At 61.3% G+C, this 25,567-nt stretch carries 28 protein-coding genes; 16 read left to right on the plus strand and 12 right to left on the minus strand.

The window, feature by feature from the left end; genetic code table 11:
• Positions 1–15: 15 nt before the first annotated feature.
• Positions 16–738 (minus strand): hypothetical protein, encoded by a 723-nt coding sequence (locus ABJ363_00065; protein MEP4377363.1) that lies wholly within the window; start codon positions 736–738, stop codon positions 16–18.
• A 99-nt stretch (positions 739–837) separates the two neighbouring features.
• On the opposite strand from ABJ363_00065, the gene ABJ363_00070 reads away from it, so the two are divergent.
• Positions 838–1,470 (plus strand): DUF924 family protein, encoded by a 633-nt coding sequence (locus ABJ363_00070; GenBank protein ID MEP4377364.1) that lies wholly within the window; start codon positions 838–840, stop codon positions 1,468–1,470.
• A 12-nt stretch (positions 1,471–1,482) separates the two neighbouring features.
• On the opposite strand, the gene ABJ363_00075 is transcribed toward ABJ363_00070, so the two are convergent.
• The 3 genes from ABJ363_00075 to ABJ363_00085 form a co-directional block, all read right to left on the minus strand.
• The gene (locus tag ABJ363_00075; GenBank protein MEP4377365.1) at positions 1,483–2,505 is read right to left on the minus strand and encodes an LLM class flavin-dependent oxidoreductase; all 1,023 of its coding nucleotides are present in this window, start codon (positions 2,503–2,505) and stop codon (positions 1,483–1,485) included.
• A 93-nt stretch (positions 2,506–2,598) separates the two neighbouring features.
• The gene (locus tag ABJ363_00080; protein MEP4377366.1) at positions 2,599–3,492 is read right to left on the minus strand and encodes a DMT family transporter; all 894 of its coding nucleotides are present in this window, start codon (positions 3,490–3,492) and stop codon (positions 2,599–2,601) included.
• An 11-nt stretch (positions 3,493–3,503) separates the two neighbouring features.
• Entirely contained in the window at positions 3,504–4,232 is a 729-nt protein-coding gene (locus ABJ363_00085) for a dienelactone hydrolase family protein (GenBank protein MEP4377367.1), read from the minus strand.
• A 213-nt stretch (positions 4,233–4,445) separates the two neighbouring features.
• On the opposite strand from ABJ363_00085, the gene ABJ363_00090 reads away from it, so the two are divergent.
• The 9 genes from ABJ363_00090 to ABJ363_00130 all read left to right on the plus strand — a co-directional run bounded on the left by ABJ363_00090 (position 4,446) and on the right by ABJ363_00130 (position 13,308).
• Positions 4,446–5,216, plus strand: a complete 771-nt coding sequence (locus ABJ363_00090; GenBank protein MEP4377368.1) for an IclR family transcriptional regulator — start codon at positions 4,446–4,448, stop codon at positions 5,214–5,216.
• 115 nt (positions 5,217–5,331) lie between these two features.
• A complete protein-coding gene (locus ABJ363_00095) occupies positions 5,332–5,922 on the plus strand; it encodes a carboxymuconolactone decarboxylase family protein (GenBank protein ID MEP4377369.1) in 591 nt (196 codons plus the stop codon).
• A 9-nt stretch (positions 5,923–5,931) separates the two neighbouring features.
• A complete protein-coding gene (locus ABJ363_00100) occupies positions 5,932–6,840 on the plus strand; it encodes a cupin domain-containing protein (GenBank protein MEP4377370.1) in 909 nt (302 codons plus the stop codon).
• A 41-nt stretch (positions 6,841–6,881) separates the two neighbouring features.
• Complete coding sequence (locus ABJ363_00105) at positions 6,882–7,976, plus strand: C4-dicarboxylate TRAP transporter substrate-binding protein (protein ID MEP4377371.1); 1,095 nt, start codon at positions 6,882–6,884, stop codon at positions 7,974–7,976.
• A 145-nt stretch (positions 7,977–8,121) separates the two neighbouring features.
• A complete protein-coding gene (locus ABJ363_00110; GenBank protein MEP4377372.1) occupies positions 8,122–9,144 on the plus strand; it encodes a 2-oxoglutarate and iron-dependent oxygenase domain-containing protein in 1,023 nt (340 codons plus the stop codon).
• 197 nt (positions 9,145–9,341) lie between these two features.
• Positions 9,342–10,343 carry a TRAP transporter substrate-binding protein gene (locus ABJ363_00115; protein MEP4377373.1) on the plus strand — a complete coding sequence of 334 codons (1,002 nt, stop codon included), beginning with the start codon at positions 9,342–9,344 and terminating at the stop codon, positions 10,341–10,343.
• Positions 10,344–10,468: 125 nt separating this feature from the next.
• Positions 10,469–11,470, plus strand: coding sequence for a TRAP transporter substrate-binding protein (locus ABJ363_00120; protein MEP4377374.1), 1,002 nt, complete (start codon positions 10,469–10,471; stop codon positions 11,468–11,470).
• A 3-nt stretch (positions 11,471–11,473) separates the two neighbouring features.
• Entirely contained in the window at positions 11,474–12,004 is a 531-nt protein-coding gene (locus ABJ363_00125; protein ID MEP4377375.1) for a TRAP transporter small permease, read from the plus strand.
• Positions 12,004–13,308 (plus strand): TRAP transporter large permease, encoded by a 1,305-nt coding sequence (locus tag ABJ363_00130; protein ID MEP4377376.1) that lies wholly within the window; start codon positions 12,004–12,006, stop codon positions 13,306–13,308. The genes ABJ363_00125 and ABJ363_00130 overlap by 1 nt, the downstream gene beginning before the upstream one ends.
• 13 nt (positions 13,309–13,321) lie before the next feature.
• On the opposite strand, the gene ABJ363_00135 is transcribed toward ABJ363_00130, so the two are convergent.
• Entirely contained in the window at positions 13,322–14,041 is a 720-nt protein-coding gene (locus ABJ363_00135) for a hypothetical protein (protein ID MEP4377377.1), read from the minus strand.
• A 136-nt stretch (positions 14,042–14,177) separates the two neighbouring features.
• Between ABJ363_00135 and ABJ363_00140 the strand changes: the two genes are divergently transcribed.
• Both ABJ363_00140 and ABJ363_00145 read left to right on the plus strand, forming a co-directional pair.
• Complete coding sequence (locus ABJ363_00140; GenBank protein MEP4377378.1) at positions 14,178–15,221, plus strand: M23 family metallopeptidase; 1,044 nt, start codon at positions 14,178–14,180, stop codon at positions 15,219–15,221.
• A complete protein-coding gene (locus ABJ363_00145) occupies positions 15,208–15,774 on the plus strand; it encodes a ricin-type beta-trefoil lectin domain protein (GenBank protein MEP4377379.1) in 567 nt (188 codons plus the stop codon). Before ABJ363_00140 ends, ABJ363_00145 begins: the two co-directional genes overlap by 14 nt.
• Before the next feature lie 10 nt (positions 15,775–15,784).
• Here the strand turns inward: ABJ363_00145 and ABJ363_00150 are convergent, their stop codons facing one another.
• The 7 genes from ABJ363_00150 to ABJ363_00180 all read right to left on the minus strand — a co-directional run bounded on the left by ABJ363_00150 (position 15,785) and on the right by ABJ363_00180 (position 21,067).
• Positions 15,785–15,943 carry a YqaE/Pmp3 family membrane protein gene (locus tag ABJ363_00150; GenBank protein ID MEP4377380.1) on the minus strand — a complete coding sequence of 53 codons (159 nt, stop codon included), beginning with the start codon at positions 15,941–15,943 and terminating at the stop codon, positions 15,785–15,787.
• A 51-nt stretch (positions 15,944–15,994) separates the two neighbouring features.
• Positions 15,995–16,606, minus strand: coding sequence for a pyridoxamine 5'-phosphate oxidase family protein (locus ABJ363_00155; GenBank protein ID MEP4377381.1), 612 nt, complete (start codon positions 16,604–16,606; stop codon positions 15,995–15,997).
• 96 nt (positions 16,607–16,702) lie between these two features.
• Entirely contained in the window at positions 16,703–17,098 is a 396-nt protein-coding gene (locus tag ABJ363_00160) for a DUF4168 domain-containing protein (protein ID MEP4377382.1), read from the minus strand.
• 29 nt (positions 17,099–17,127) lie between these two features.
• Positions 17,128–17,946, minus strand: coding sequence for an amidohydrolase family protein (locus ABJ363_00165; GenBank protein ID MEP4377383.1), 819 nt, complete (start codon positions 17,944–17,946; stop codon positions 17,128–17,130).
• Positions 17,947–18,008: 62 nt separating this feature from the next.
• Entirely contained in the window at positions 18,009–19,613 is a 1,605-nt protein-coding gene (locus tag ABJ363_00170) for a choline dehydrogenase (GenBank protein ID MEP4377384.1), read from the minus strand.
• 8 nt (positions 19,614–19,621) lie between these two features.
• On the minus strand, positions 19,622–20,572 hold the full coding sequence (locus ABJ363_00175; protein MEP4377385.1) for a hypothetical protein: 951 nt from the start codon (positions 20,570–20,572) through the stop codon (positions 19,622–19,624).
• An 84-nt stretch (positions 20,573–20,656) separates the two neighbouring features.
• Complete coding sequence (locus tag ABJ363_00180; GenBank protein ID MEP4377386.1) at positions 20,657–21,067, minus strand: hypothetical protein; 411 nt, start codon at positions 21,065–21,067, stop codon at positions 20,657–20,659.
• Positions 21,068–21,184: 117 nt separating this feature from the next.
• Between ABJ363_00180 and ABJ363_00185 the strand changes: the two genes are divergently transcribed.
• From ABJ363_00185 to ABJ363_00200, 4 genes are read left to right on the plus strand one after another with little or no spacing between them, the layout of a single operon-like run.
• Positions 21,185–21,514 (plus strand): hypothetical protein, encoded by a 330-nt coding sequence (locus ABJ363_00185; protein ID MEP4377387.1) that lies wholly within the window; start codon positions 21,185–21,187, stop codon positions 21,512–21,514.
• Positions 21,515–21,545: 31 nt separating this feature from the next.
• Positions 21,546–21,884 carry a hypothetical protein gene (locus ABJ363_00190; protein MEP4377388.1) on the plus strand — a complete coding sequence of 113 codons (339 nt, stop codon included), beginning with the start codon at positions 21,546–21,548 and terminating at the stop codon, positions 21,882–21,884.
• Positions 21,885–21,892: 8 nt separating this feature from the next.
• A complete protein-coding gene (locus ABJ363_00195) occupies positions 21,893–23,071 on the plus strand; it encodes a peptidoglycan-binding domain-containing protein (GenBank protein ID MEP4377389.1) in 1,179 nt (392 codons plus the stop codon).
• Between the two features lie 53 nt (positions 23,072–23,124).
• Complete coding sequence (locus ABJ363_00200; GenBank protein MEP4377390.1) at positions 23,125–25,554, plus strand: hypothetical protein; 2,430 nt, start codon at positions 23,125–23,127, stop codon at positions 25,552–25,554.
• Positions 25,555–25,567: the final 13 nt, after the last annotated feature.

Genomic DNA, 25,567 nt, shown 5'->3' on the forward strand with positions numbered 1-25,567 from the left:
ACTTCGTGCGTTGGTTTAATCACCGATCGCGGGTTTCATGGCCAACTGGCCGAAGCCTTCCAGGGGATCGGTGATGCCGTGGCGGCGAAGCGCGTACCAATAGGTCGCGATGTTGGTTGAAACGACGGGCCGACCGAGTTCCTTTTCCAGTTCCTCGACCATATCGACGATGCCCAATGCCGCGCCCACATGCAGGAAGGTATCGACATCGTCATGGTCGAGACTTCGGAAGCCCGCGAGCGCGTCTTCCAGGGTGACCTTGATGATGTCTTCCGGTTTCTTGACCTGGAGACCGGCGTGATAGGGCACCTCGAAACCCATGGTCTCGTAGTAGTTCTGCACGCTCTTTGAATAGACGTCGGACATGGGTGACAGCGCGGCAATGCGCTTCGCACCCATGGTCTTCAGGGCGGCCACGGCGGCGTCGGTCGCGGTCACGAGGGGGATGTCGCCGATCGCTTCCTGCAGCTTGCCGCGATACTCCGCATGCTGGTCCGGAGTCCAGACCCGCATCTCGACATTGTTGCCGATGATCACCTGGTCCGGCCAGCAGCCGAGCCCGCCCTCGACGACGCGCAAGATGGCGTCCGGCACCTTGTCGGGCACCTCGAGCGTGAAGCGGTAGATCTGGTTGTTGATCCCCTCGGGCCGCAGCATTTCATATTCGGGTTGCATGTTGGCGTTCTGCAGGGGGATAAAGAGCGCGAAAGTGCCGCGTGGGCCGAACCGATCTGGCATGAAATATTGCTTCCTTGGTGAAAACGTCGTGCCGGGAATTCACTGCGCGGCGCGCTGATATAATATGCTCCAGGATATTATGTGGCGTGGTGGTTTGATATGGATTCTCTGAGCATAGATGTTTTGACATTCTGGTTTGGCGACACCGACCTCACCAGGGATATGGAGAAGCGCGATATCTGGTTTCGCTCCACGCTCGAGTTCGATGCCGAGCTTGCCGCGCGCTATCGCGAGGTTCATGAGCGCGCGGGTGGCGGCGCGTTCGATCATTTCGTCGAGAACCCCGCCGATTGTCTCGCGCTCGCCGTGATCCTCGATCAGGTGCCCCGCAATATCTATCGCGCCACACCCCGTGCCTTCGCGACCGACGCGAAGGCGCGCGAGGTTGCACGGATGGCACTCGATCTCGGGCATGACCGGGGGATGGCCAACTGGCACAAGATGTTCCTCTATCTGCCGTTCGAACACAGCGAAAATCTGGCCGATCAGGACCGCGCCTGCGCGCTCTACGAACCGCTCGGAGAGGAACGCTCCTACGAGGCCGCGCTGGCCCATCGCGAAGCGATACGCAAGTTCGGGCGCTTTCCGCACCGCAACGAGTTTCTGGGGCGGGTGAATACGCCGGGGGAAGAGGCCTATCTCGAAGACCCGCCGCTGTGGGGCAAGACCGCCGCCGAGGTTGCCGAGATCGAGCAGCGCAAGGCCGCGCAGGCCGCCGCCGAGGCAGGGTAGGCCGGGCTTCTGTTATCTCCAGCCGAGCGCCGGCGCGATGTGGGTCAGGATCGATTCGATCACATGGGCGTTGTACTCCACGCCCAGCTGGTTCGGCACGGTCAAGAGAAGCGTGTCGGCCTCGGCTATCGCCTCGTCCTTCGCGAGCTGTTCGATCAGGACTTCCGGTTCGGCAGCGTAGCTGCGCCCGAAGATGGACCGGGTATTGGGGTCGAGGAACCCGACATGGTCCTCGCTCTCGCCGGACCGCCCGAAATAGGCTCTGTCCATGTCGTTCATCAGCGCAAAGATACTGCGGCTGACCGACGTGCGCGGTTCCCGGCTGTGGCCGGCTTCCTTCCAGGCGGCACGGTAGGCCCGGATCTGTTCGGCCTGCTGCACGTGGAAGGCCTCGCCGGTCTCGTCGGTCTTGAGGGTCGAGCTCTGCAGGTTCATGCCCATCTTGGCGGCCCACACGGCGGTCGCGTTCGACGCCGCGCCCCACCAGATCCTGTCCCGCAGGCCTTCGGCGTGGGGCTCGACCCGAAGCATGCCGGGGGGATTGGGGAACATCGGCTGCGGGTTGGGTTCCGCGAAACCCTCGCCCTTCAAAACTTCGAGGAAGGCGGCGGTGTGTCGCCGGGCCATGTCGGCATGGTCTTCGCCCTCGGCGGGCTGGTAGCCGAAATAACGCCAACCATCGTTCACCTGTTCGCCCGAGCCGCGGCTGATGCCGAGCTGAAGCCGCCCGTCGGCGATCAGATCGGCCGCGCCGGCATCCTCCACCATGTACAGCGGGTTCTCGTAGCGCATATCGATGACGCCGGTCCCGAGCTCGATGCGGCTGGTCTTCGCCCCGGCGGCGGCCAGCAGGGGGAAAGGCGAGGCCAGCTGACGGGCGAAGTGATGCACCCGAAAGTAGGCGCCGTCCGCGCCGAGCTCTTCGGCCGCAACGGCGAGGTCGATGGACTGGAGCAGCGCATCTGATCCGGAGCGCACTTGCGAGCCTTGTCCGGCAGACCAGTGTCCGAATGACAGGAAGCCGATTTTCTTCATGGGATGATCCAGTTGCGCGAGTGCCGTCGGGACAGGTGAAAGACGTGCACTGTCATGCTTGGACGCCTCGTGCGATGCAAGGGTTATCGACGATTACAATTGTCGGGCGGCCTGGGTCCGTGGGCCGCGCAGCAAATACAGACCGCTCGCGATCAGGACAGCGGCACCGATGAGCGTCGCGCCATCAGGCACATCGCCGAAAGCGGCGAAGCCGATTGCCGACGCCCAGACGATCTCGCTGTACGAGAAGGGTGCGACCAGTGACGCCGGCGCGGCATGGTAGGCGCGGATCAGCAGGAAATGCGCCGCCGCTCCCAGGCAGGCCGCGGCGCCGAGATAGCCGATTTGCCGGAGGTCCGGCGTTTCCCAGAATAGCGGGAGCGCCAGCGTCGATACGACCAGACCGACAATGGTTGCGGTATAGAGCATCGAGACCGGTGCCACGGCCTGGCTGATCGGCCGGGTCAGGGTCTGATAGAGCGCCACGCAGATCGCCGCGCCCAGCGGCACGAGCGAGGCGGCGTCGAAGATGCTGCTGCCGGGCCGGATGACGATGAGCACACCGCCGAACCCGATCAGAATGGCCAGCCACTGCCCGCGCGTGACGTGTTCCTTCAGGAGCCATGACGCCGCGGCGGTGATCATCAGCGGCGCGACAAAGCCAATGGTGATGGCGTCCGCCAGGGGCATCAGGCCGACCGCGATGAACATTCCGCTGACCGCCGCCATCAGCGCCAGCGCGCGCAATACCTGCAGGCCGAGAAGCTGGGTCGACACGACACGCGACAGGCGTGGTGCCAGAAGTGTCGTCAACAGCACGGCCTGTATTGTATATTGCGACCAGATGATCATCCCGATCGGGACATCGCCGCGCACCGTCTTGATGAAGCCGTGCATGGCGATGAAGCACAGCGACGCCAGGCACATGATGCCGATTGCCGTCAGCCGCGCGCGCGGCGTCATTTCTGTCGGAACGGTTGTGGACATGGTGACGGGTGCTAGAGCGTTTCCGCGAAGAATTCGTGCATCATCCGATAGGATTTTCCGCACAGTTCTTCATCGAACCGGGTCATTGGGGGATTGCTCTCACCGCGCACGCAAAACGCATGGGTCGCGTTGCCGAAGGTCATGGTCTGCCAATCCACTTCAGCGGTTGTGAGTTCGGTTTCGAGGGCATCCATCATGTCCTTCGGCGTCACCGGGTCGGCGCGGCCGTGGATCGCGAGCACACGGCCCCTGAAGTCGGGTGTGGCAGATTCGTCGACCGGATTGGGCAGCGTCACATGGAAGATCACCGTGCCCGCGAAATCCGCCCCGGCACGGGCTTGTTCGAGGACGATCCCGCCACCCATGCAAAAACCGATCGCGCCGAGCGGGCCATCGGCGACAGGCGCCTGTTCACGCGCGACCGCGAGCAGCGCCTTCAGCGCCGACGTACCGCCGTCACGGACGAGCGGCAGGTCGCGGCGCGCGCCCTGGGCGCTGGCCAGGAGTTCGTCGAAGTCCTTGTCCCGTTCGCCATACCCCACGCCGTACATATCGGCGACCAGCATCACGTAGTTCTTGCCCGCCGCTTCCGCGGCCATATCGAGAGTATGCCGGCACACACCGAACCAGTCGGGCTGCATGAAGATCATGGGGCGCGGGTCGTTGACGCTATCGTCCCACACCACCGCGCCCTCGAACTGCCGACCGTCATACTCGTACGGCACCAAGATCTCGGCCATCTCTGAATTCCTTCGTGTTTGCGTTCGTTTGAACCCTAGCGTGGGAACCGGTACGGGGCCAGATCGACAGCGCGTGGGGCCATGCAATTTGTGATGCGACCCGTCCATGGTCATACCGCTTAACCAACATTCGGCCCGCCATATGGTTGCGGGCTTGCCGGTGCGTATAATCTGATTTAGGCCCGCAAAAGTCCGTGAGATCAGAAGACGCCCATGTCTCAGAAGTATGCCAACAGGTCGGTCGATCGTGCGCTCGACATCCTCGAATATCTGGATGTTCACCGGCAGCCGATGCGCATCACGGATATCGCAAGAGGCGTCGGACTCAGCGTCGGTACGACATATCGCTTGCTGGAAGTATTGGTCGGGCGCCGGTTTGTATTCAAGAATTCGTCGACACGCCGCTACACGCTCGGATTTGAAGTGTTCCGCATCGGCGCGACGGGGCCGGCGATGCAGATCACCAGCGCACGCGCCAAACCCTTGCTCGCCCGGCTTGCTGCAGATCTCGAAGCGGACGTCTTTATCGGTGCCCGGGATGGTATTCGGGTTCAGATACTCGATCGTCTGGATGGCGCCAAAGTCGGCAACCGTACCTTGAACGCCGTCGATTCCTATGTCGACGCGCATGCCTGTGCCATCGGAAAGGTGCTGCTGGCCTACCAGGTCGCGGGCAATCTCGACGCGCAGTATGTCCACCAGACATTGCCGCGTCATACCGCCAACACCGTAACGTCCATCACCCGACTGGCCGAGGATCTGGCGGAAGTGCTGGCCACTGGACATGCCGTGGAGAACGAGGAACTCGTCTCCGGTATGTCGGGTATCGCCGTGCCCATTATCAATATCGCCGGCGACGCGTATCTCGCGGTCTGGGTGGTGTGCCCGACCGGCACCTTCACGTCGAACTGGCGGAAACGGGCGTTGGCCCGCACGAAGGTCGTGGCGCGCATGATTGCCGAGTACAGGGCGAGCGAAGCCTAGATAGTTTTTTCATTTAGTGGAAAAATGACCGTTGTCGGCTTGCCGGTTTGCAGCGACCGCATGAAAATTCGCCGGTCGAGCAACCGTCTCGCGAAATCACCACGGATGAGCTGCCATGTCGCGAATCGAACCATTACCCGAAGAAGAACTCTCGGAGTTCGCAGAGTTTTTCGAGCCGGTCGAAAAGGCGATGGGTTTCAAGCCGACCGCGAACATGATCATGGCGCGTTGCCCCGATGTGCTCCGTCATGTCGGCCGCCTGGCCATCGTCATCATGTGTGAAGACGGCACCATTGGCCTGCCGCTCAAATGGATGATCGCCCATCTGGCCAGCCTGTCGGCGGGGTGCCGCTACTGCACGGCCCACACCTTGAGCAACGGTTATGATTTTGGTGTGCCGATGGAGAAGGTCGATGCGATCTGGGACTATGAACGCTCGGATCTGTTCAGCGAAGGCGAGCGGGCCGCGCTGGCGTTTGCGCAGGTGGCCTCCATGACACCGTCCGGTGCCACGGATGCGCATTTTGCGGAACTCCGCAAGCATTGGAGCGACAATCAGATTGTCGAGATGGTGACGGTGGTCTCGTTCTTCGGGTTCATGAACAGGTTCAACGACAATCTGGACGTCACGCTGGAAGACAAGCCGATGCAATTCGCGCTGGATCATGGCCTGGACAAACATGGCTGGACCCCGGCCGATGCCTGAACGCGCATCATGAGTCAGCATCCCGATCGCCGACCCGATGAAGCCGCCGACCCGCTCTCGGCACTCCACCATGTCGGACGTTTCACGGACGGTGACTTGCTGCCCCATCCGATCTATGGCGCGCGGGCGCCGGGATTGACCTACGCGCCGTTCGTGACCCGCAGGACCGGCTCCGTTCATACAAATTTCGGCGTTCTCGAACTCGCCCCGGGCGCCAGAAGCGACACCATGTTCCACGCCTACGAGAAGGGTGTGTTTGTGATGTCGGGGACGCTCGACCTGATGATTGGCGGGCAGGTGCATCGTCTTGGAGAAGGGCATCACGCGTTGGTTCCCACCGGGACCACCCACGCGTTTCATAGCCCAACCGATTCGGCGGCCCGTTGGGTCATGGTGGAATCACCCCAACCGAAGCTCCCCGATACCTGGCGCGACACCTGGTTTTCCGGGCCGACGGAGTGGCCGACAGACGCGCCGGCGCCTGACCTGGCCGATATCCGTACGACCGGCATCGGGAAATATGCAAACAGCCAGTTGCCGCCGCCCAGTGAGATGGTCCCGGACAATCTCTACGGTTTTTCGATGCGCATGCTGATGGACGGCAATTTCGGGGCCACGCATTTTTTCATGTTCATCATCAACTTTCCCGATGGCGGCATGTGCAACCACCATGATCACCCGTTCGAGGAAGCGTATTTCATCCTCGAAGGTGCGGTCGAATGCGAGATGGACGGCCGACGCTACAGCCTCGAGGCCGGGGACTATGCCTGGACCGGCGTCGGCAGCCGCCATGGCTTCTTTCCCAAGGCGGGCCAGCCCGTGCGCTGGCTCGAGGTGCAGGTGCCCCAGCCGCCACGAAGCGAATGGCAGCGCTGGTTTTCACAATGGGACTACATCGAAACGACACTGAAATTCTGAACGACACCGCCTTCAACAACACGTCAATGGGGAGAATACGCATGAACAACAGACCCATACGATCCAAACTCCTGGCGACAGTTGCCGGAATCGCGATCCTGACCGCGGCGGCCGCCAGCAGCCCTGTCCAGGCGGCCGAAACGCTCAGACTTACCGTTCTTTCGGGTTATCCGACCGGTCTCTCCTGGGTTGCGGGCTTCCTGGAGGCCTTCAAGCCAACGGTCAAGGCCGAGCTCGCAAAGACGGGAAACTACGATATCGATTGGAACGAGGCGTTTAGCGGTACCGTTTCCAAGCCGCGAGAGGAACTGGAGGCCGTTTCGGCGGGACTCGGGGAAGTTGGCCTCGTGGGCACCGTTTTCACGCCTGACAAGCTCCCGCTCTACAACTTTCCCTTCGTCACGCCGTTCTCGACCAAGGATATGGCTGTCGTCGCGGACGCGTATGTCAATCTCGAGAAGACGTTCCCCGAGTTTGCCGAGGGATGGGCGAAGTTCAACCAGGTCAGCCTCAGCCCCGCCAGTGTTCTCGACAACTATATTCTGTTCACGTCACGCAAGATCACCCAGTCTTCCGATCTGCAGGGCATGAAGATCGGCGCTGCGGGCGTGAACCTTCCCTGGGTGACGTCAGTCGGCGCGACCGGTGTCCCCGGAGCGCTGCCGAATTTCTACCTGGGATTGGAAACCAGCCTGTTCGAGGGCGTGATCATCTACGCGGATGCCGCAGCCAAGTTCAAGCTTTGCGAGCCGGCTCCCTACATCCTGGATGCCGGCATGGGCGCGGTGAATGGCTACAGCCTGACGGTGAATCAGGACGCTTGGGACAGCATGCCGAGCGAGGTCCGGAACGCCATGGCGAAAGGGGCCGTCGCCTGGCGCGAGAAAATAATGGATCTCGTGATTGAGGGTAACAAGGCGGGGCTTGAGATTTGCAAGACCCAGTACGGTACCGAGGTGACGGTAGTGTCCGAGGAAGACCGCAAGAAATGGGCCGCCGCACTTCCCAATCTGGCGAAGACCTGGGCCGAACGGGCCGATGGCCAGGGCCTCCCCGGGACTGAGGTTCTGAAGGCCTATATGGGTTCCCTGCGCGCCGCGAATCAGCCGATCGCGCGCGATTGGGATCGCGAATAGGCCAGACGATAAGCCCAGGCATTATGTTTGACTGGGCGAGCAGTTTGTCAGGCCCACAGCAAGAATTCCGGGCCGGCACGCCCTGTGCGGTGTGCCGGTTCGGGCAGCCGAATTCGCCAGATCAAGCCAGTTGGAAAGGAATGACATGACCGAAATCGATGCGGCGCTTCCCAAACCGTCCTCCGAAATCACATCGGTCGTAGACCGTGAGGGCGTTTCGCTCCTCGATATCGGGCCCGTGTTGGCCGGAGAGGCGGGTGCGCTGGAACAGGCCGCCGCCGATGTGCGCTACATCCAGCGGCGTCTCGGTTTCTACTACATCGAAAATCACGGTGTGGATCAGTCCCTGATCGATTCGAGTTTTGCTCAGCTTGAGAAATTCTTCGATCTATCGATGGAAGAGAAGCTCCAGCTGCGAGTGAACGAGCACCAGATCGGATACGTCCCGCCCCATGCCAGCGTGATGAAAACGGCGCTCACCGACTCGAACAAGAAGCCCGACACGAATGAGGGGCTGGGTTTCATGCGCGAACGCGCGGCGGAGGACCCCAAGGTCATGGCGGGGGTCCGGTTCAGCGGACGCAACCAGTGGCCGGATGGCCTGCCGGGGTTTCGCGAGACGATGCTCGCCTATCATGCGGCGATGGAGAAGCTCGGTCGGAACCTGCTGCCGATCTACGCGCTCGCGCTGGGCAAACCGGCCGGCTATTTCGATCCGTTCTTCGAGGATGCCCACTACTACAACCGGAATTCGCACTACCCGGCCGCCGCCGCCGAAGAAGGCCAGCATTCGATCGGCGCGCACACGGACCATAATTTCATGGCGTTATTGCCGATGTCGGCTGTCCCGGCGCTGGAGGTCGAGCGCCCGTCGGGCGGCTGGGTCGAGGCACCGATTGTGCCCGGCGCGATCGTCGTGAACACCGGTGAATTTCTGAACCGCTGGTCGAACGGCGTGTTTCGCGCCATCCCGCACCGGGTCATCATCCCGACGCGCGACCGCTATGCGCTGACTTTTCACTACAATCCGGCGGACGACGCCGTCGCAGACCCGCTCGACACCTGTGTTTCGGATGACAACCCGCCCCGGTTCGAGCCGAAGACATTCATCCAGCATATGACCGACTATATCGACGCCAGCTACAAGCCGTTGCGCAAAGATGCCTGATCGCCGGTCTTATTGGCATCGGTCGACACGGTGAAGGTCCCCGAGGACAGGTAAAAGCCGTCCCGGCGTGAACCTGCGTGTGCGGATTTGGCCTTGCGCATTGGTGCTGTGGTGAATGAAGGTACCAGTCAACAACAAGACAAGTCGTGCAACCGTGGCCGTCAGAGCCAGGCCGCGACATGAACCGGGAGGAAATGATGTACAAATTCAAAGCAGTTGCCATTGCCGCAGGACTTGCCGCGGCAGGCGCCTTCGCGACCTCGACGGCTTCCGCCGACGAACTTTCGCTGGCCTATTTCATGGGCCCCAAGCACCCGATGAATGCGGGTGTCATGACGCCCTTCGGTGACAAACTCGCCGAACTTTCGGGCGGCAAGCTCACCATCAAGCAGTTTCCCGGTGGTGCGCTGAACAAGGTGCCGCCGAAACAGTATTCGATCCTTCTGTCGGGTGTCGCGGATGTCGTCTTCGCGCTGCCGGGCTTTACCTCTGATGTGTTTCCGAAGACCAACGTCGTCAGCATGCCGGGTGTGTGTGATTCGGCGATCACATGTACCGAGGCACTGCAGCGTGTGCGCAGCGAGCTGGAGGGGGAATACAACGCCAAGGTCATCGCCATGTGGTCCAATGCGCCGCCAGTCCTGATCACGAGGGACAAACCGGTGCGGACTCTTGAGGACCTTCAGGGGTTGAAGCTACGTGTCGTCGCCAAGGCGAGTGTTCCTGTCGTCGAAGCCCTCGGTGCCCAGGCGATTGCGCAGCCGATCACCGTTGTGAACCAGAACCTCGCCAACGGTGTCATCGACGGCATCATTACCGATCCTTCAGCCATCGGGTCCTTCAAGCTTCATGAGCCCGCAAACTATGTGACGACATGGTTCCCCGGCTCCGGGGCGGCCTTCGTGTTGTTGATGAACAAGGATGTCTATAACGGCCTGACAGATGAGGAAAAGGGCTGGGTAGATGCGGCAGCCAGCAGTGCGCTTTCGCTGGGCGCGGGGCAGGCCTATCACCGGGTCTCGGGCCGGGGCTTGAAAATCGCCCAGGACGCCGGCAATGAGCTGATCGAGCTTTCCGACGCCGAGAAAGCACGTTTCCAGGCGCGGATCGATGGTGTGATGGGCGAAATCCGGAAGCAAAAGGTCGGCGACAGCACCGTCGGCCAGATGATGGACAAAATGACCGGCAAAAGCAGCTGACCCCTTTCGCCTGAACCGCTCACGAGTTCGCTACATCAATAATTGGTAGGGTCAACTGGTCGGTTGGTTGTTGTAATATTGCACCGTCGGCGCGATGTCGACGGTGCCATAACTGGGAGGAATTCATGAAAACGTTCAAAGCAGTCGCCCTTGCGGCGGGCATTGCCGCGGCCGGTGCATTCGTAAGCACTACGGCCTCTGCCGATGAACTTTCGCTGGCCTATTTCATGGGCCCGAAACACCCGATGAATGCCGGTGTCATGACGCCGTTCGGTGAGAAGCTCGCCGAGCTGTCGGGCGGCAAACTGACCATCAAGCAGTTTCCAGGCGGCGCGCTGAACAAGGTGCCGCCGAAGCAGTACTCGATCCTGCTTTCGGGGGTGGCCGATGTCATCTTCACATTGCCCGGCTATACGGCCGATGTGTTTCCCAAGACGAACGTGATGGGGCTTCCGGGTGTCTGTGATTCCGCCCTTTCCTGCACCGAGGCCATGCAGCGTGTGCGTGGCGAACTTGAGCAGGAATACAACGCCAAGGTCATCGCTATCTGGGCGAATGCACCACCGGTGCTGATCACCAGGGACAAGGCCGTTCGCACCCTCGAAGACCTCAAGGGCATGAAAATCCGCGTTACGTCCAAATCGGATGTGCCGATCGTCGAGGCTCTCGGCGCCAGCGCCGTCGCCCAACCGGTGACGGTGATCAACCAGAATCTGGCGAATGGCGTGATCGACGGGATCATGATCGATCCTTCGGCTATCGGCGCCTTCAAGCTGTTCGAACCGGCGAATTATGTAACGACTTGGTTTCCGGGGTCGGGCTCGGCCTTCGTCCTGCTGATGAATAAGGACGTCTACAACAAGCTTTCGGCCGAGGAAAAAGGCTGGGTCGACGCGGCCGCGAGCGCGGAGCTTTCGCTCGGCGCGGGCAAGGCGTATGACGCCGCATCGGCGCGCGGGATCGGGGCCGCCAAGGCGAACGGCAATGAGTTGATTGAATTGTCGGATGCCGAGAAGGCGAAGTTCCAGGCCCGGGTCGATGACGTCATGGCCAAGCTGGCTTCCAAGCCGGTGGGTGACAGCACGATCGGTCAGATGATTGCGAAGATGACGGGTTCGGGCAGCTGATAGGTGCCCGAGCCGCAGCACAAGGCGCTCCGATGGGCCGACGAACAACTCGGCCGGGTGGCCGGGTTGTTCGCCATTGTAGGGGCCATCGGTGTCTGCTTGCTGATGGTCAATATCCTTGTGGCCGTGTTCTGGCGCTATGCGCTCAACGATCCGATATTCGGCATCGATGACGTCTCGGTCATGGTGCTCGCCGTCTTCGCCGGTTGTGCGGTCGCCTACGGTGCGCGGAACAACTCGCACGTGTCGGTCGATATCATCACCAAGTTCTTCGGCCGTTCGGCGACCCGCTATACGGATGCCGTGATGCGTATCCTGGCGCTGGGTATCACGGGGCTGGCGGCATTTGCCCTCTGGACCAAGGCCTGCGGTTTCGAGGAAGCCTGCATCACTGAAAACCTGAGCATCGAGCATACCTGGTTTTACTATTTCCTCGGTGTGGCGCTGTGTTTCTATGCGCTGCATTTGCTGGTCATGCTGCTGGTTGGCTTTGCGCACTGGCACGGGGAAGACCCGAACGAGACTGCGGACTGATGGAGAGCGAAACCGTCGCGATACTGGGGTTTGTCGCGCTCTTTATTCTGTTGTTCATTCGCATGCCGGTCGGGCTGACCATGATGCTGATCGGCACGGTCGGGATCTATCTGATCCGCCCGGTGGCCGCCGTCCCGACCCTGGCCGGCGAGATATTCGCCGAGGCCGCGAACTTTCCGCTCATCATCATCCCGCTGTTTGTCCTGATGGGGAACCTGGCCGGGGTGTCCGGCATGAGCCGGGATCTCTATCGCGCCGCGAACGCCTGGCTCGGCCACATGAAGGGTGGACTTGCATCCGCGACGGTCGTCGGTTGCGCAGGGTTCTCCGCCCTGTCGGGGTCATCGCTCGCGGCGGCGCTGACCATGGGCCGTGTCTCGCTGCCCGAAATGCAGCGCTACAATTACGACAATGGCCTGGCGACCGGGGCAATCGCTGCGGGGGGAACCCTCGGCATCCTCATTCCGCCGTCCGCCGGCTTCGTGATCTACGCCATCCTGACCGAGGAAAGCATCGGGCGCCTGTTTCTCGCCGGGGTCTTTCCGGGGCTGATGCTGACAATATTGTTCGTCATCGCGATCTGGATCGTCGTGAAACGCGATCCCGGCAAGGCGCCCCAGGCCGCCGAAGCCGTGCCCATCGGGGCGCGGCTGCGCGCGCTAGCCGGTGCGGGCTGGATCATCGGGATTGTGGTGATGACCATCGGCGGCATTTACACCGGCGTCTTTTCCGCGATCGAGGCCGCGGGCATCGGCGCGGCTCTCGCCTTCGTGGTCACGGTCATTCGCCGGGCCGTGACCTGGCCGAACATGAAAGATGTCTTCAACTCGACACTGCGTGCGTCGGGCACATTGTTCATGATCCTGTTCGGCGCGTTCGTGTTCAAGACCTTCGTCGGTTTCACGGGCATCACCTTCGCGCTCTCGACCTGGGTCGGCGAGCAGGGGTTCACGGGCATGGAGATCGTGATCGCATTCCTGATCATGTTCATCGTGCTCGGCACTTTTCTCGAGGGCTTCGCGATCCTGGTGCTGACCGTTCCGCTGATTCAACCGATCATCGAGCCGCTCGGGGTCGACATGATCTGGTTCGGCGTGATGATGGTCATCGCGCTGGAGATGGGGCTGATCTCGCCGCCGGTCGGCGTGAATGTATTCGTGGTGAAGGGCATCGCCGACGGGGTCCCGCTGAACACCATCTTCCGGGGAATTTGGCCCTTCTGGTTCGCAATGCTGCTCGGTGTGGCGATTCTCGTATTGTTTCCCGAGATCGCGCTGATCCTGCCCAACACGATGTTCGGCTAGGTTCGGACCCGCTTCAGGTTATCGACGGTTCGAGCATCAGGCTGCCGTGTCCCGGAACGGGATCGGTGATCCCATGGGTGCGCAGCGCATACCAGTAGGTCGCCTGATTGACCGACAGGAACGGTTTTCCGAATTTCTGCTCCATGTGATCGACCATGTCGCCAATCCCGATGGACGCGCCGATGTGGACCAGCGTGTCGACGTCGTCATGATCGAGCTTCGCGAAGGCCGCCTCGACATCCGACAGCTCGATGTTGATGGAATTCACGGGATGCTCGACACCCAGACAGCCTGAATAGGGAATCTCGAATCCGATTTCCTCGTAGTAGCCCCGGGCGCTTTGCAGGGTTTCCTCGTAGAGCGGTACCCACATGGCAAATCGCCTGGCGTTGACCTTGCGCAGTGCGGCTTCCATCGCGTCCGTTGCGGTGATGAAGGGCACATCTCCGGCGCGCTCCGCGAATTCCTCGCGATATCGCGCCTGTCGGGCGATCGACCATGTGCGCATTTCCAGGGAATTGCCGCCGATGATCAGGTCCGGCCAACAACCGTGCGCGCCGGGAATGGAATCGAGCACGGCGCCGGCGACGTCTGCCTGGCTCACGAGTTCGAACCGGTAGATCTGATGGGAAACGCCATCGACACGCATGGCGTCATACTCGGGCTGCTGGGTCGAATTCTGCTGCGGGATCAGAATCGCGAAGACCCCGCGAGGGCCAAAACGGTCGGGCATGAAGGTTCTCCGGAGCAAAGAAAAAGGTGTTGGTAGGTTAAACGGCGGTCCACGCCGGGTCCAATGAGCTTGTTTGTGGTTTACGGGCGGCTGGACGCCGCGCAAAATCGACCGGCAACCATCCGGGCCCCGCCGAATGCCGTCTCATCTTTCACTTGTGTATGCCCTATCGGCCGGCTTGTTGCTCGGTTTGTTTGCGAGCGAGCGGCACGTCCACGCGCAGGAGACGACGCGACCCAGTGCCGACCCGAAGTTCGAGTTTCCGGCGGGATGCGAGATCGGACGCGATTGCTGGTTCTTCGCCTATATGGACCATGACCCGTCGGATGCCTACCGCGATCATATGTGTGGCTTGCGGACCTACAATGCTCACAAAGGCACCGACATCGCCCCGATTAACCCCGACGCCCCTGTCACGGTGATTGCGGCGGCGGACGGGGTTGTGCTGGGCGCGCGCGACGGTATGGATGATAGCGTCATGCGGGTGCGCGATGATTTCCGCATGGCGGCGCAGTGCGGCAACGGTGTTCGCCTCGATCATGGGAATGGCTGGACAAGCCAGTATTGCCATCTGGCGCGGGGCAGCGTGACCGTTCGCCGGGGCGCGCGCGTCACGGCCGGGCAGATACTGGGCTGGATCGGCAGTTCCGGGCGATCGGAATTGCGGCATCTGCATTTCCAGGTCGAACGCGATGGCCAGCAGGTCGATCCTTTCAACGGGATGCGGCCAGTCACACCGCCGCAATGCGATGCGACGGGGACGACGGATCTGGCCTTGTGGCAGCCGCCGGTGCGCGCGGAAATCTCTGAATATGCGCCGTCTTCGATCTACCGGGCGGGGATCACCACCGGCCCGCCGGACCGGGAGCGGGTTATGTTCGATGGCTATCCCGACACCGCGTCGGTCAGTGCGGACGCGCTCGTCGGGTATATCGTCGTGCTGGGCGTCATCGCCGGTACGACCGTGGATACGATCATCTCCGGCCCGAACGGGCAGCGGATTTTCGAGAACCGGCGTACTCTGGACGAAGACCGGGCGCGTTTCTATGCGTTCACCGGAACCCGCCGAAAAGGCGGCAACTGGGCGCCGGGCGCGTACCGGGTGCGCTTTGTGGTTCGGGGCGACGGGCCGGGCGGCACCTTTGAAATCGAGGCGGAGAGGCACATTGTTCTGGGTTAGGACTGCCGGTTTTTCTGCGGTTATTCTGGCGTTCGCGTTTGTCGCCACACCCGCGCATGCGCAAGACACTAAGGGAAGCGGGGAGATATTCATCCTGGCCGATGCGCCGCTCGACGAGCCGCATGGCCTGTGTCTCGACATCCCGGGGCATGCGGATCGGGTCGATGTCACGCGGAATCTCACCGTGCACACCTGCAAGCGGGATATCTGGAATCTGGATGAACGATTCGCCGCTGCCCCGTTTGAAAACGGGATTCTTCATATGCCCGAATACGGGATGTGCGTTGCGGCAAATGATACGCGCGCGGGTGCACAGGTGGCGCTTGCGAACTGTGACGGTTCGCCGGGGCAACGGTGGAAATACACGGATAAACGTCTGGTGTCGGCGGCGCAGGACCGCCTGTGCCTGACGGTCGGGCCGGAACCGTCCGAGTTGACCCCGGGCGGTCGCCGACTGCCGTCGCGCCATGTCGCCCGTTCGTTGGGGCTCGCCGATTGCACGGCCGCCGACGCGGACCGGCAGCGTTGGGAGATTGAGACGCCGGGCGGCTAGCCCGTCCGGGCTATTTGCGGACGTTCAGCCAGATGGCGTGAATGACGCCGGGGATGAACCCGAGGATTGTCAGCAGGATGTTGAGCCAGAAATGGCCGGCAATGCCGACCTTGAGGAAGGCCCCCAGCGGCGGAATGAACAGTGAAATGATTATTCGAATGACGTCCATGATCATCGTCTCCCCATTCGGGTTTGTCGTGAATTTTTTGATGGGTGGTTCCTACCACATAGAATCCCTGGCCTTGTCGGCCCAGCTGTTGTCGTAAGCCTCGCCACCCAGCTTGTTCTCACTCAGCGTTGCCAGGATTTGCCCTGGTGTCGGGAGTGATGCCGGATCGATGAAGCGATCAGGGTTCCACAACTCGGAGCGAATGATCGCCCGCGCGCACTGGAAATAGATCGTCTCGACCTCGATCACGACGACGGAGCGCGGCGCCTTGCCGTCGACGGCGAAGGATTCGAGCAGATCCGGATCGATGGACAGATGGGCCTTGCCGTTGATGCGCAGTGTGCTGCCGCTGCCGGGCAAAAGGAACAGCAGCCCGACACGCGGGTCGCGCACGATGTTGCGCAGGGAGTCGACCCGGTTGTTTCCCCGGCGATCGGGCAGCATCACGGTTGTCTCGTCGTGAATGCGCACGAAACCCGCTCTGTCGCCGCGCGGCGAGCAATCGAGGCCCTCGGGCCCGGCCGTGGCCAATGCGACGAACGGGGAGGCCTCAATCAACGCCCGGTAGTGAGGGGTGATCCGGTCAACTTCCTTGGCGAGCGAGGTCTCGACGGGCGCGCCATAAAGCGCCGCGAGTTCTTCGACGGTTGTGATGGTGGACATGTCTTGGCTCCGGCAAAGGGGTCGGTGTTGGTCCGACCGATCTTTTATCAGATTACCGGATGCCGGTGCAGGTTAAACCGGCGCAAACGCGGCGGACTAGCGCGTCGCCCCGACGGCGGTTTCGATGCGTTTGCGCAATGCGGGGTCGGCCTGTGCGGCGTTCGCGATTGCCAGGTAGTTATCGACACTGATGCCGGCATCCGTGATCGCTGTCGCCATCAGACCTCGCGCCTCCTCGATCAAGGCATCCGCTTCGGCCTGCGAGCCGGCTGCGGCCAGCCGTGGCTCATACTGGCGGCGCAGGCTGACGATCGAGCGCGCAGCGGTGACGAAAATTTCCAGTTGTGCCTCGTCTACCGCAGCCGGCGGGGTCTGTGCCTGGGCAAGCGCCACGCCGGGGCCGGCGTTTGCCGGCGTCATGGCGAAAGCGGCTAGCGGGAACAGGGCGGCCACGCCCAACAGGCGGGCGCGGCGCAGCATCAGATAGATCATCGGTGGCTCCGAGGATTTGAGGTGATCAATCAGGCAGGTAAATCCCAGCCGACCCAGTTGCACAATGCTTCGCCCATCACGAGTTCGAGATCGCGGCCCTTGAGCCAGGGCAGTTCCTCGGTGAACAGCGTGACGCATTCCTTGTAACTGCATTTCATGCGCGACAAGTCGGTGCCCCAGAAACAGCGATCCGGCCCGAACGCGTCGAAAATTTGCTGCAGCTTGTCGTGGATTTCCGTGTGCGGATACGGCTCGGTCGAGTTGCCGTTGGCACCGGACATCTTGACGGCGACGTTCGGATGCCTGGCCAATGCGACGAGCTCCGGCAGCGTGTCGAACGATTCGATCCCCGGCTTGAACGGGTTTGCCCCGAGGTGATCGATCAGGAAGGGGATGTCGGGATATTTCTCGGCGAGTTCTCCGACCGTCGGGAGGAACTCATGGGCAAGCAATCCGACCGGCATCTTCTGCTCATTCGCAATCGGCCAGATCCAGTCCATGGTGCCGTCCGTCGGCCAGGACTCGCGCCCCGGTGCAATGAACAGGAACCGCAGCCCCAGCATGCCCGGCGTGTCCAGCCAGCCGGCGAGTTTGGCCGCACTCAACTCCGGTTGATCCATGTGCACCCAGCCGAGAACCCGAAACCGGTCCGGGTGGGCGTTGGCGGCGGCGACGGCGATTTCATTGCCGTTCGGGACCACGCCCGGCGGGTGCAGGATCACCCGGTCGACGCCGGCCTCGTCCATCTCCGCGATCAGATCCTCGGCCGTGAAATTCGGGATCTGCCGGTGGATGGCCCCCATCGTGGTGTTGATCCAGATATGGACCTGTGAATCGACGATCAGCATTGCGTTTCTCCTTGTGACTAAGGGCAGTCGTGCATGGTTGGATCAGTGGCTTGTCCCCGGCGCTACCGTGCGTCTGCCAGAATCATGTCGGCTGCTTTCTCGCCGATCATGATCGTCGGGGCATTGGTGTTGCCCGAGACCAGTGACGGCATGATCGAGGCATCGGCCACGCGCAGGCCGTCGAAGCCGTGTACGCACAGCCTTTCATCCACCACGTCGTCGGGGTTGGACCCCATGCGACACGTGCTGGAGGGGTGATAACTCGTCCGGCCGCGCCGCTGGAGATAATCCAGCCAATCGGCATCGCTGGTACAGTCCAGGCCCGGCTCATGCTCTTCGGTGACGAATTCCTGGAAGGGTGATTGTATGACGATGTCGCGGGCGATCTTCATGCCCCCGATCAGGATGTCCCGGTCTTTCTGTGCCGTGAGGTAGTTGGGCTGAATCTCCGGTGCCGTGAACGGGTCGGGCGAGGTGATATTGACGTGCCCGCGGCTTTCCGGCCGTAACAGCGCGTTCACGACGGTCGCACCGGGGAACGGGTGCGGCATCCCGCCGACATCATGGGAGCTGAAGAGCATGACCTGGGACTGGATATCCGGTGCGACCGCTGCCGGGTCGACCTTGAAGAATCCGCCGGCGACGGACACGCCCATGGCGAGAAATCCCTTGCGGGTAAGCGCGTAACGCAAGCCCGTACGCATGCGTTGGCTAAAGCTGTTGACCACGTCGTTGGCGCTGATGTTCCGGTTGAGGCGGAACATCAGGGGGCCGTTGATATGGTCCTGCAGGTGGCTGCCGACACCGGGCATATCGGCGATCACGTTGATGCCGTGTGACCGAAGGAGATCGGCGGGGCCGAGCCCCGATAGTTGCAGCAGTTGCGGCGAATTGATCGCGCCACCGGAGACAATCATCTCGCCGTCGGCATGGGCGGTTTTTGTCTCCCCGGCCTGGGCATACTCGACGCCGGTGGCCCGGCGGCCATCGAACAATATGCGCAGTCCATGGGCGTTCGTCGCTACCGTGAGGTTCGCCCGTTTGCGCGCCGGCTTCAGATAGCCGACCGCGGTCGAGCAGCGCCGTCCGTTGCGCATGGTCCACTGCATATAGCCGAAGCCTTCCTGCTCGGCGCCGTTGAAATCATCGTTTCGTTGGTGTCCTGCATCGATGGCGGATTCGATAAAGGCGGCGGCCAGCGGGTGCTCTTCATAGACATCGGAAACGGCCAAAGGCCCCCCGACCCCATGAAATTCATCCTCGCCGCGCGCCTGGTCTTCGGCCTTGCGGAAATAGGGCAGGACATCGTCATAGCTCCAGCCCGTATTGCCGAACTGCCGCCATTGGTCGTAGTCGCTGGCGTGGCCGCGGATATAGACCATGCCGTTGATCGAACTCGTTCCACCGAGCGTTTTGCCGCGCGGTTGGGGCACGCGGCGGTTCACCTGTTCGACATTGGGTTCCGTTGAATAAAGCCAGTTGTAGGCGGCGTTCGAGAACAGCTTGCCGTAGCCCAGAGGGATATGGATCCAGGGGTTCTTGTCCTCGGGGCCGGCCTCAAGCAGCAGGACCGTGTGGCGCCTGTTCTCGGTCAGCCGGGCGGCCAGGACGGCACCGGCGCTTCCGGCGCCGACAACGATGTAGTCGAAACTTGGGTCATCGGACATTGCTGCGCCTAGCCTTCGACGAAACCGGCCGTACCCGGCAGGAACAGCTCCTCGATTTCCGGCAGATCCGAAATCAGCTTCTGCTCGTGCAGGTAGCGCAGCAGCGTACCCACATTTTTGCGGTTGCTCTCTGTCAGTCCCATGGGGAAGGGGTCGCCGTCGAACATGGCCATGGTCGCGGTCCAATATTCCTTGCCCCAGGGGACGAAGCTCGCGCCGATGCGCCGGGCCAGCGCGCGTTTCTTTCCGTGGCAGTAGGCGGCGAAGATGGCGGCGGGCGCGTCGGGGAAGTCGTCGAGCAACTCGCGGCGCATCACCACCGTGTGATTGATCGGGTATATCCCGGTTCGTTCGAAATACTGCTTTTCGACATTCTGCACGTCGCGGAAGATGGTCCGCAGTTCGCGATCGGCGGGTGCCTTCTGCAGATCGCGGGGGCGTGGCGAGATGAACGCGTCCAGCTCGCCCGCGAGCAGCATCGCTTCCGGGTCACCGTCGACAAGCTCCAGTGGTACGCCTTCGAGGGTCGGGAAGCGTTGCTCGGCGTTGGCGAACCAGTTGATGTCGCGCCAATCCGTGTCGTACTCGTCGAGCAGGGTGCCGCGCAGCCAGACCGCTGCGGTCATCGTGTAGTCGCGTACGCCAACCCGTTTGCCGGCAAGTTCTGCGGCGGATTCGAGCGGGCTGTCCTTGCGCACCCAGATGATCGAGTGGCGAAAATCGCGATTGGCGAATACAGGAATTGCCGCCAGCCAGTCGGCGCCGCGGTCACGCATCATCGTGAAGTTGGACAGCGAGAATTCGCACGCCTGGAACGGCTGGTTGTTCAGGACCTTGGCGTAGATTTCCTCGAGTACGCCCGGTTCATAGCGGATGGGCGTGTCTTCGTAGGTGCCGGCCATTTCCAGGGTGAACTCATAGTCGTTCCCCCGGATCAGAATATCGTTGGCTTTGGACATAAATTTCTCCCCCGACCGGTCTCTGCCGGTTTCGTTCAACCTGTATCATGCAGCCATGACGGTGCACCGAACAAGCGGCGTTCGCTATCTCGCGCTGTCGGGGACCGGGCTCAGCGCGTAGCAATCGTAGCGGCGACCGCTGAGACCGAGACGCGTGGAATCACGACCATGGTCGATGTCGCACGCGATCATGGCACCGAGGTAGCGAAACTCTGCGATTTGACCCAGAACATAGCAGGCGTGATATCGGCCCGACCTGCCACTGCGCGCCGCATAGGCCGGGCCTTCCTCGTCACAATGCACGGTGGTGCGGCCAACCGGAATATTCACCGCGCGCTCGAGCGTGTAACAGGGGTAGGCGCGCCCCGACGCGCCGGTACGCGAGGCCCTGATGTCCGCTGGCTCGTCGCAGATGAGAGTCGGCGCGTCGCTCTGCGCCTGAGCCGCAAGATCGTCGCCGGACAGGGCGGCGAGTACGATTGTACCCCCTGCCATGCCGACGGCGCCGACAAAAGACCATACTGGCCGCAAATTTCTGCCCAAGTTCGAGCCTCTTTTGTATAGTGATGGAAAGTCTATCGCGAAAACGAACAAACAACGATGAGGTACGCCATGAAAATTCTTCACACAGGTGCGATCGCACTCGCATTTCTCTTTGCCGCCGGTTCGGTTGCCAACGCGGGTGACGCGCCGAAGATCGGTGGCGGCGCCAGCATCAATGTCAGCATCGGCAAGGGTGGTGTTATCAACGCCGGCAATGTCGAGGGCGGTGTCGCGAACATCAAACAGGGGATTGGCTCCGTTATCTCCGGCAACATCTCCGGCACCCTCAAGAGCAATGTAAAAATCGGTGAGGCAGGCGTGGTGAACGCTGGCAATGTCGAAGGCGGCAAGGCAGACATTTGTCAGTCGATTGGTACTGTCGGCAGCGATTGCAGCTAACCCACATTCCGAAAATTCGGGGGGATTTGTTATGCGTATCGCATTCACCGCAGGTGCTGTGGTTCTTTTCACATCTGTAGCATTTGCTGCGTCGGTGCCGGCATCGGCCGAGATCATCGATAATGACGCCAATGCGCTGATCCTGGCGAACCGGGCGGCCGGGCAGCTCTCGAGCCGTCGGAACTCTGCGAGTAATCAGCAGAACCAGCGGCGTGCGCTCCAAGGCAGCGCGCTGGGGACGCTGGGCAGCGAAGCCAGTTGCGGCGGGATCGCCTTGGGCAATGTGCGCCCCGTCGCAGGCGATCACCGTCAGCATGAAACCACGGTGATCGTTCAGGGCAACATCATTAACTCCAACAACTCCTGCTGAGCGTCGTCATGCATTTCACTTCTGATGGGTTGGGCCGGCGCGCCCTGCAGCTTTCTCTCGTGGCCGGTACGCTGGTTCTCACTGCCTGTGCGGGCATTCCGCCGACCCCGCCCGATGAGTTGCAACGCGAGTTTCCGGCGGCGGCGCCCCGTGCAACCGTCACAAACTTCAACCAGGCGCTGGTCTGTCTCGATAATCTGATGCTGATCCATCAGTCCCAGCCGATCTATGTGACAACCCAGGGGCTCAACAATTTCACTTCCGATCGGTCCATATCGGCCGGTGGCAAGGAAATGTTGATCACGGCGCTCACACAGATGGCAAATCGAAGCCGGGGCGTGCGCTTCGTCTCGTTTGGATCCGACATCCGTGACATCTTGGATCTTCAGGGGGCCCATCCGGACAAGGGTGATTTCCGTGTGCCGGATTATTTCATTCGCGGCGGTGTAACGCAGCACAACAAGAACCTTTGGTCCGGCCAGGAGGGTGCGGGGGCATCGTCTGAATTCCGAGGCGACGATTCAGCGACGGCGAGCTTCTCACTACTCGGAGGTTACGGTTCGCTGACGGTAGACATGAGCGCCGGGTTCATATCGAACCTCCAAATCGTGCCGGGGGCGGTCACGTCGAACACATTGGCAATGCAAAACTCCGAGGGCACCTCACTCACAGCAGATCTCACGCTGGGTGATCTCGGGTTCAGCTATTCGCTTAGCGAAAACATCAGCCGCGATTTCAATATGGTCTACCGGGCGCTGGTTCAGGTGGGCGCGGTTGAGTTGATCGGGCGTCTGCAGAATGTGCCTTATTGGCGTTGTCTGGCGAATGCGGGTGCTGCGGAGAATCGCGATCGGCAGTTGCTGGAGCGGTATGATGAGCTCAACGCCACGGATCGCTCGACGTTGGTGCGTGTTGTGCAACAGGGGCTCAAGGATAGCGGCTATTATGAGGGCCCGATCACCGGCGCTGCCGACGATGCCACCATGAAGGCGGTTGATGCCTACCAGCAACAGCATAACGTCCTCGCCACGGGACGAATAAATTTCGATACCTTCAAGCTTTTAAACCTATACACCCCGTCGCGCGATCTGCCCTATGTGCAGTGGTGGGAAGACGATCCGAAGGTGGGCAAGCTCGGCGCGCCATATGGGACGGCCGCAAGCGTAGCCGTACCGATCGGGAAGTAATGACGCCGCAGCCCCGCCGTATAACCCTTTCGCGAGGTCTCCTCGGGGCAACGATGTTGTCAACGGCAACATTGCTTGAGCCGGTGATGGCGTTGGCAGAGACGGCACCGGCACTCGGCAATGGGGCGGACATCAATGTCACAATCGGCCGTGGTGGGATCGTCAATGTCGGCGGCACGGTCGCCGGTACGGCCACGGCCATCCAACGCATCGGCTCAACAGAAGCCAAGAATATCTCGGGCCTCAATGAAACGGTGAATGCGACCAACGCCGTCAATGTGGGTGGCAGCCTCGCGGGCTCTTCGAAGGCGGTGCAGGAAATAGGCGCTGCGGATGCCGATTCCGTATCAAAAAGTAGTCTTTCGGCCACGGTCAAGACGGCGGTTAATGCGAGCGTGGGGGTTGCCGGTGCGGCGACTGTCACCCAAGAGGTCGCGGCCATCTCCGGATCAAAGGCGGCGGGTGATTCCGCATCCGTGCGGGCCACGACCCTGACGAATGCAAGCGCGACCGTCGCCGGGAGCGGAAAGGCGACCCAGAATGTCGGTGTCATCAACGCCGACCGGTCGTCGAATTCGAGTACAGATGTTGACGTCACAACGGCGACAAACACCGGGGCGACGCTTGCGGGAGCATCGAAGGCGACACAGAATATCGGGGTCGTCGGCGGTGGCAACGCATCGGGCGATTCAGCATCCGTGCAGGCGACGACGCTGACCAATGTCGGCGGGGCGCTTGCCGGCAGCGGAACAGCGACCCAGGACATTGGCGTCATCGCCGCGACCCGTTCCAAGAACGATAAGGTCGACGTCACGCTCCAGTCGGCGACGAATGCAAGTGGCGCGCTGGCGGGCGCTTCGTCGGCCGATCAGACGATCGGCTTCATCGGCGGTGGCGAGGCAGACAATAGCTCTGTCACCGTCAATCTGAATACCGCGACAAATGTCTCGGGGGGTGTCGCAGCGGGTTCGAAAGCAACCCAGAATATTGGCGTTTTGAACGCACAAAATGCGAAAGGTGACACTATCGGGGTTCGTGCGAACAACATCACCAACGCGGGCGCGGCGCTTGCCGGTGCGGCGAGCGCGACCCAGCAAATCGGTGTGGTTTCCGCAAAGACCGCAAATGACGATTCCATAACCGTCCATGCGCGCAACATCACAAATGCCGGTGTCGCTCTTGCAGGATCTGCAAAGGCAGTACAGACAATCGGCGAGATTACGGGCGGGACCATTTCGCATAGCTCCGTTTCCGTTGATGCGTCGGGAGACCTGATCAACGCAGCGGGGGCGCTGGCAGGGGCGGCATCATCGAGCCAGGTCATCGGTGAAATCGACAGCAAGAACGCGGATGCGGTCAAGATCACGGTGAATTTGAGCTCCGCCAGCAGTGCCGGCGCCGGGTTGCTGGGCAGCGGCTCGTCAATCCAGCAAATTGGTGTTGTTGATGCCCATACCGCCGACAACGATACTGTGAATGTTCGGGCAACTTCGGTTTCCGGTACCGCCGTGGGTGTGTTCGGTAAGGGCAGCAGCCTTGAGCAGATCGGTTATCTGTCGGGCAATGTCGCGCGCGACGACCTTATTTCCGTAAAAACCGGGAGGGTCACGGCATCTGCCGGTGGTCCAGGAACATCGGCGGTCGTTCAGCTGGGCGTAATCCGGTCCGCGAATTCATCGGGTGACCGGGTGAACGTCAATGTCGGATCCGCCTATTCTGATGCATATGGCGTGTCGTCTTCAGCCACCACCGAGGTCGGCGTTGTCCGCGGGTCGGGTCGATCGCTTCTCGATGTCACAGTGGGCGAAATTCAAACCAAATCAATCGGCGTGCGCAGTGTGGCAACCACAGATGTCGCGGTCATCGAAGGTCAAGCCAGCGTCACGGAAACAATTACGGTTGGCAATATCAAGAACGAATCTTTTTCGATCTCAAGCCAGGCGCTGGTTCATATCGGGACTGTCGCCGATGGCACCCACGGTTCAGTCAAAGCTTCGATCAGGACAGGTAATATTCATAACGAGGTGGGCGGTGCGGCCAGCGCCAAATCCGTCGTCTATGTCGGCAATGTCATGAAACAGAGCCAGGGCACGAGCGATATCAAGATCAGCACGGGCGATCTGAGTTCGAGCATCTATGCCGCATTAGGTGGCCTTTCGGGTATCGAGATCGGCAATGTAAAGGCGGATCACGGCGCCCGGATCAATGTGAGTACAGGACATCAGTCGGCCACGGCGGCGGCCTGTATTGGCAAGGTCGGTTGTTTGTCCGAATTGGTGGGCAAGAAAAACTGCATCATGATCGGCAATGTCGGCCTCAAGTCCGACTGCGGTAACAGCGACCTCATTGAGGAAGCCATCAAGGAGCTGGAGAAGCTCGGATACGAAATCGAGAAGGGCGTCGTGACTGTCGCGAAGGACATCGACAAGGGTCTCAAAAAGGCCGGACACGCGATCAGTCACTTCTTCCATCACCTGTTCTAAGACAATCCAGATA

The organism is Alphaproteobacteria bacterium (assembly GCA_039980135.1).
Lineage (GTDB): Bacteria > Pseudomonadota > Alphaproteobacteria > UBA6615 > UBA6615 > UBA8079.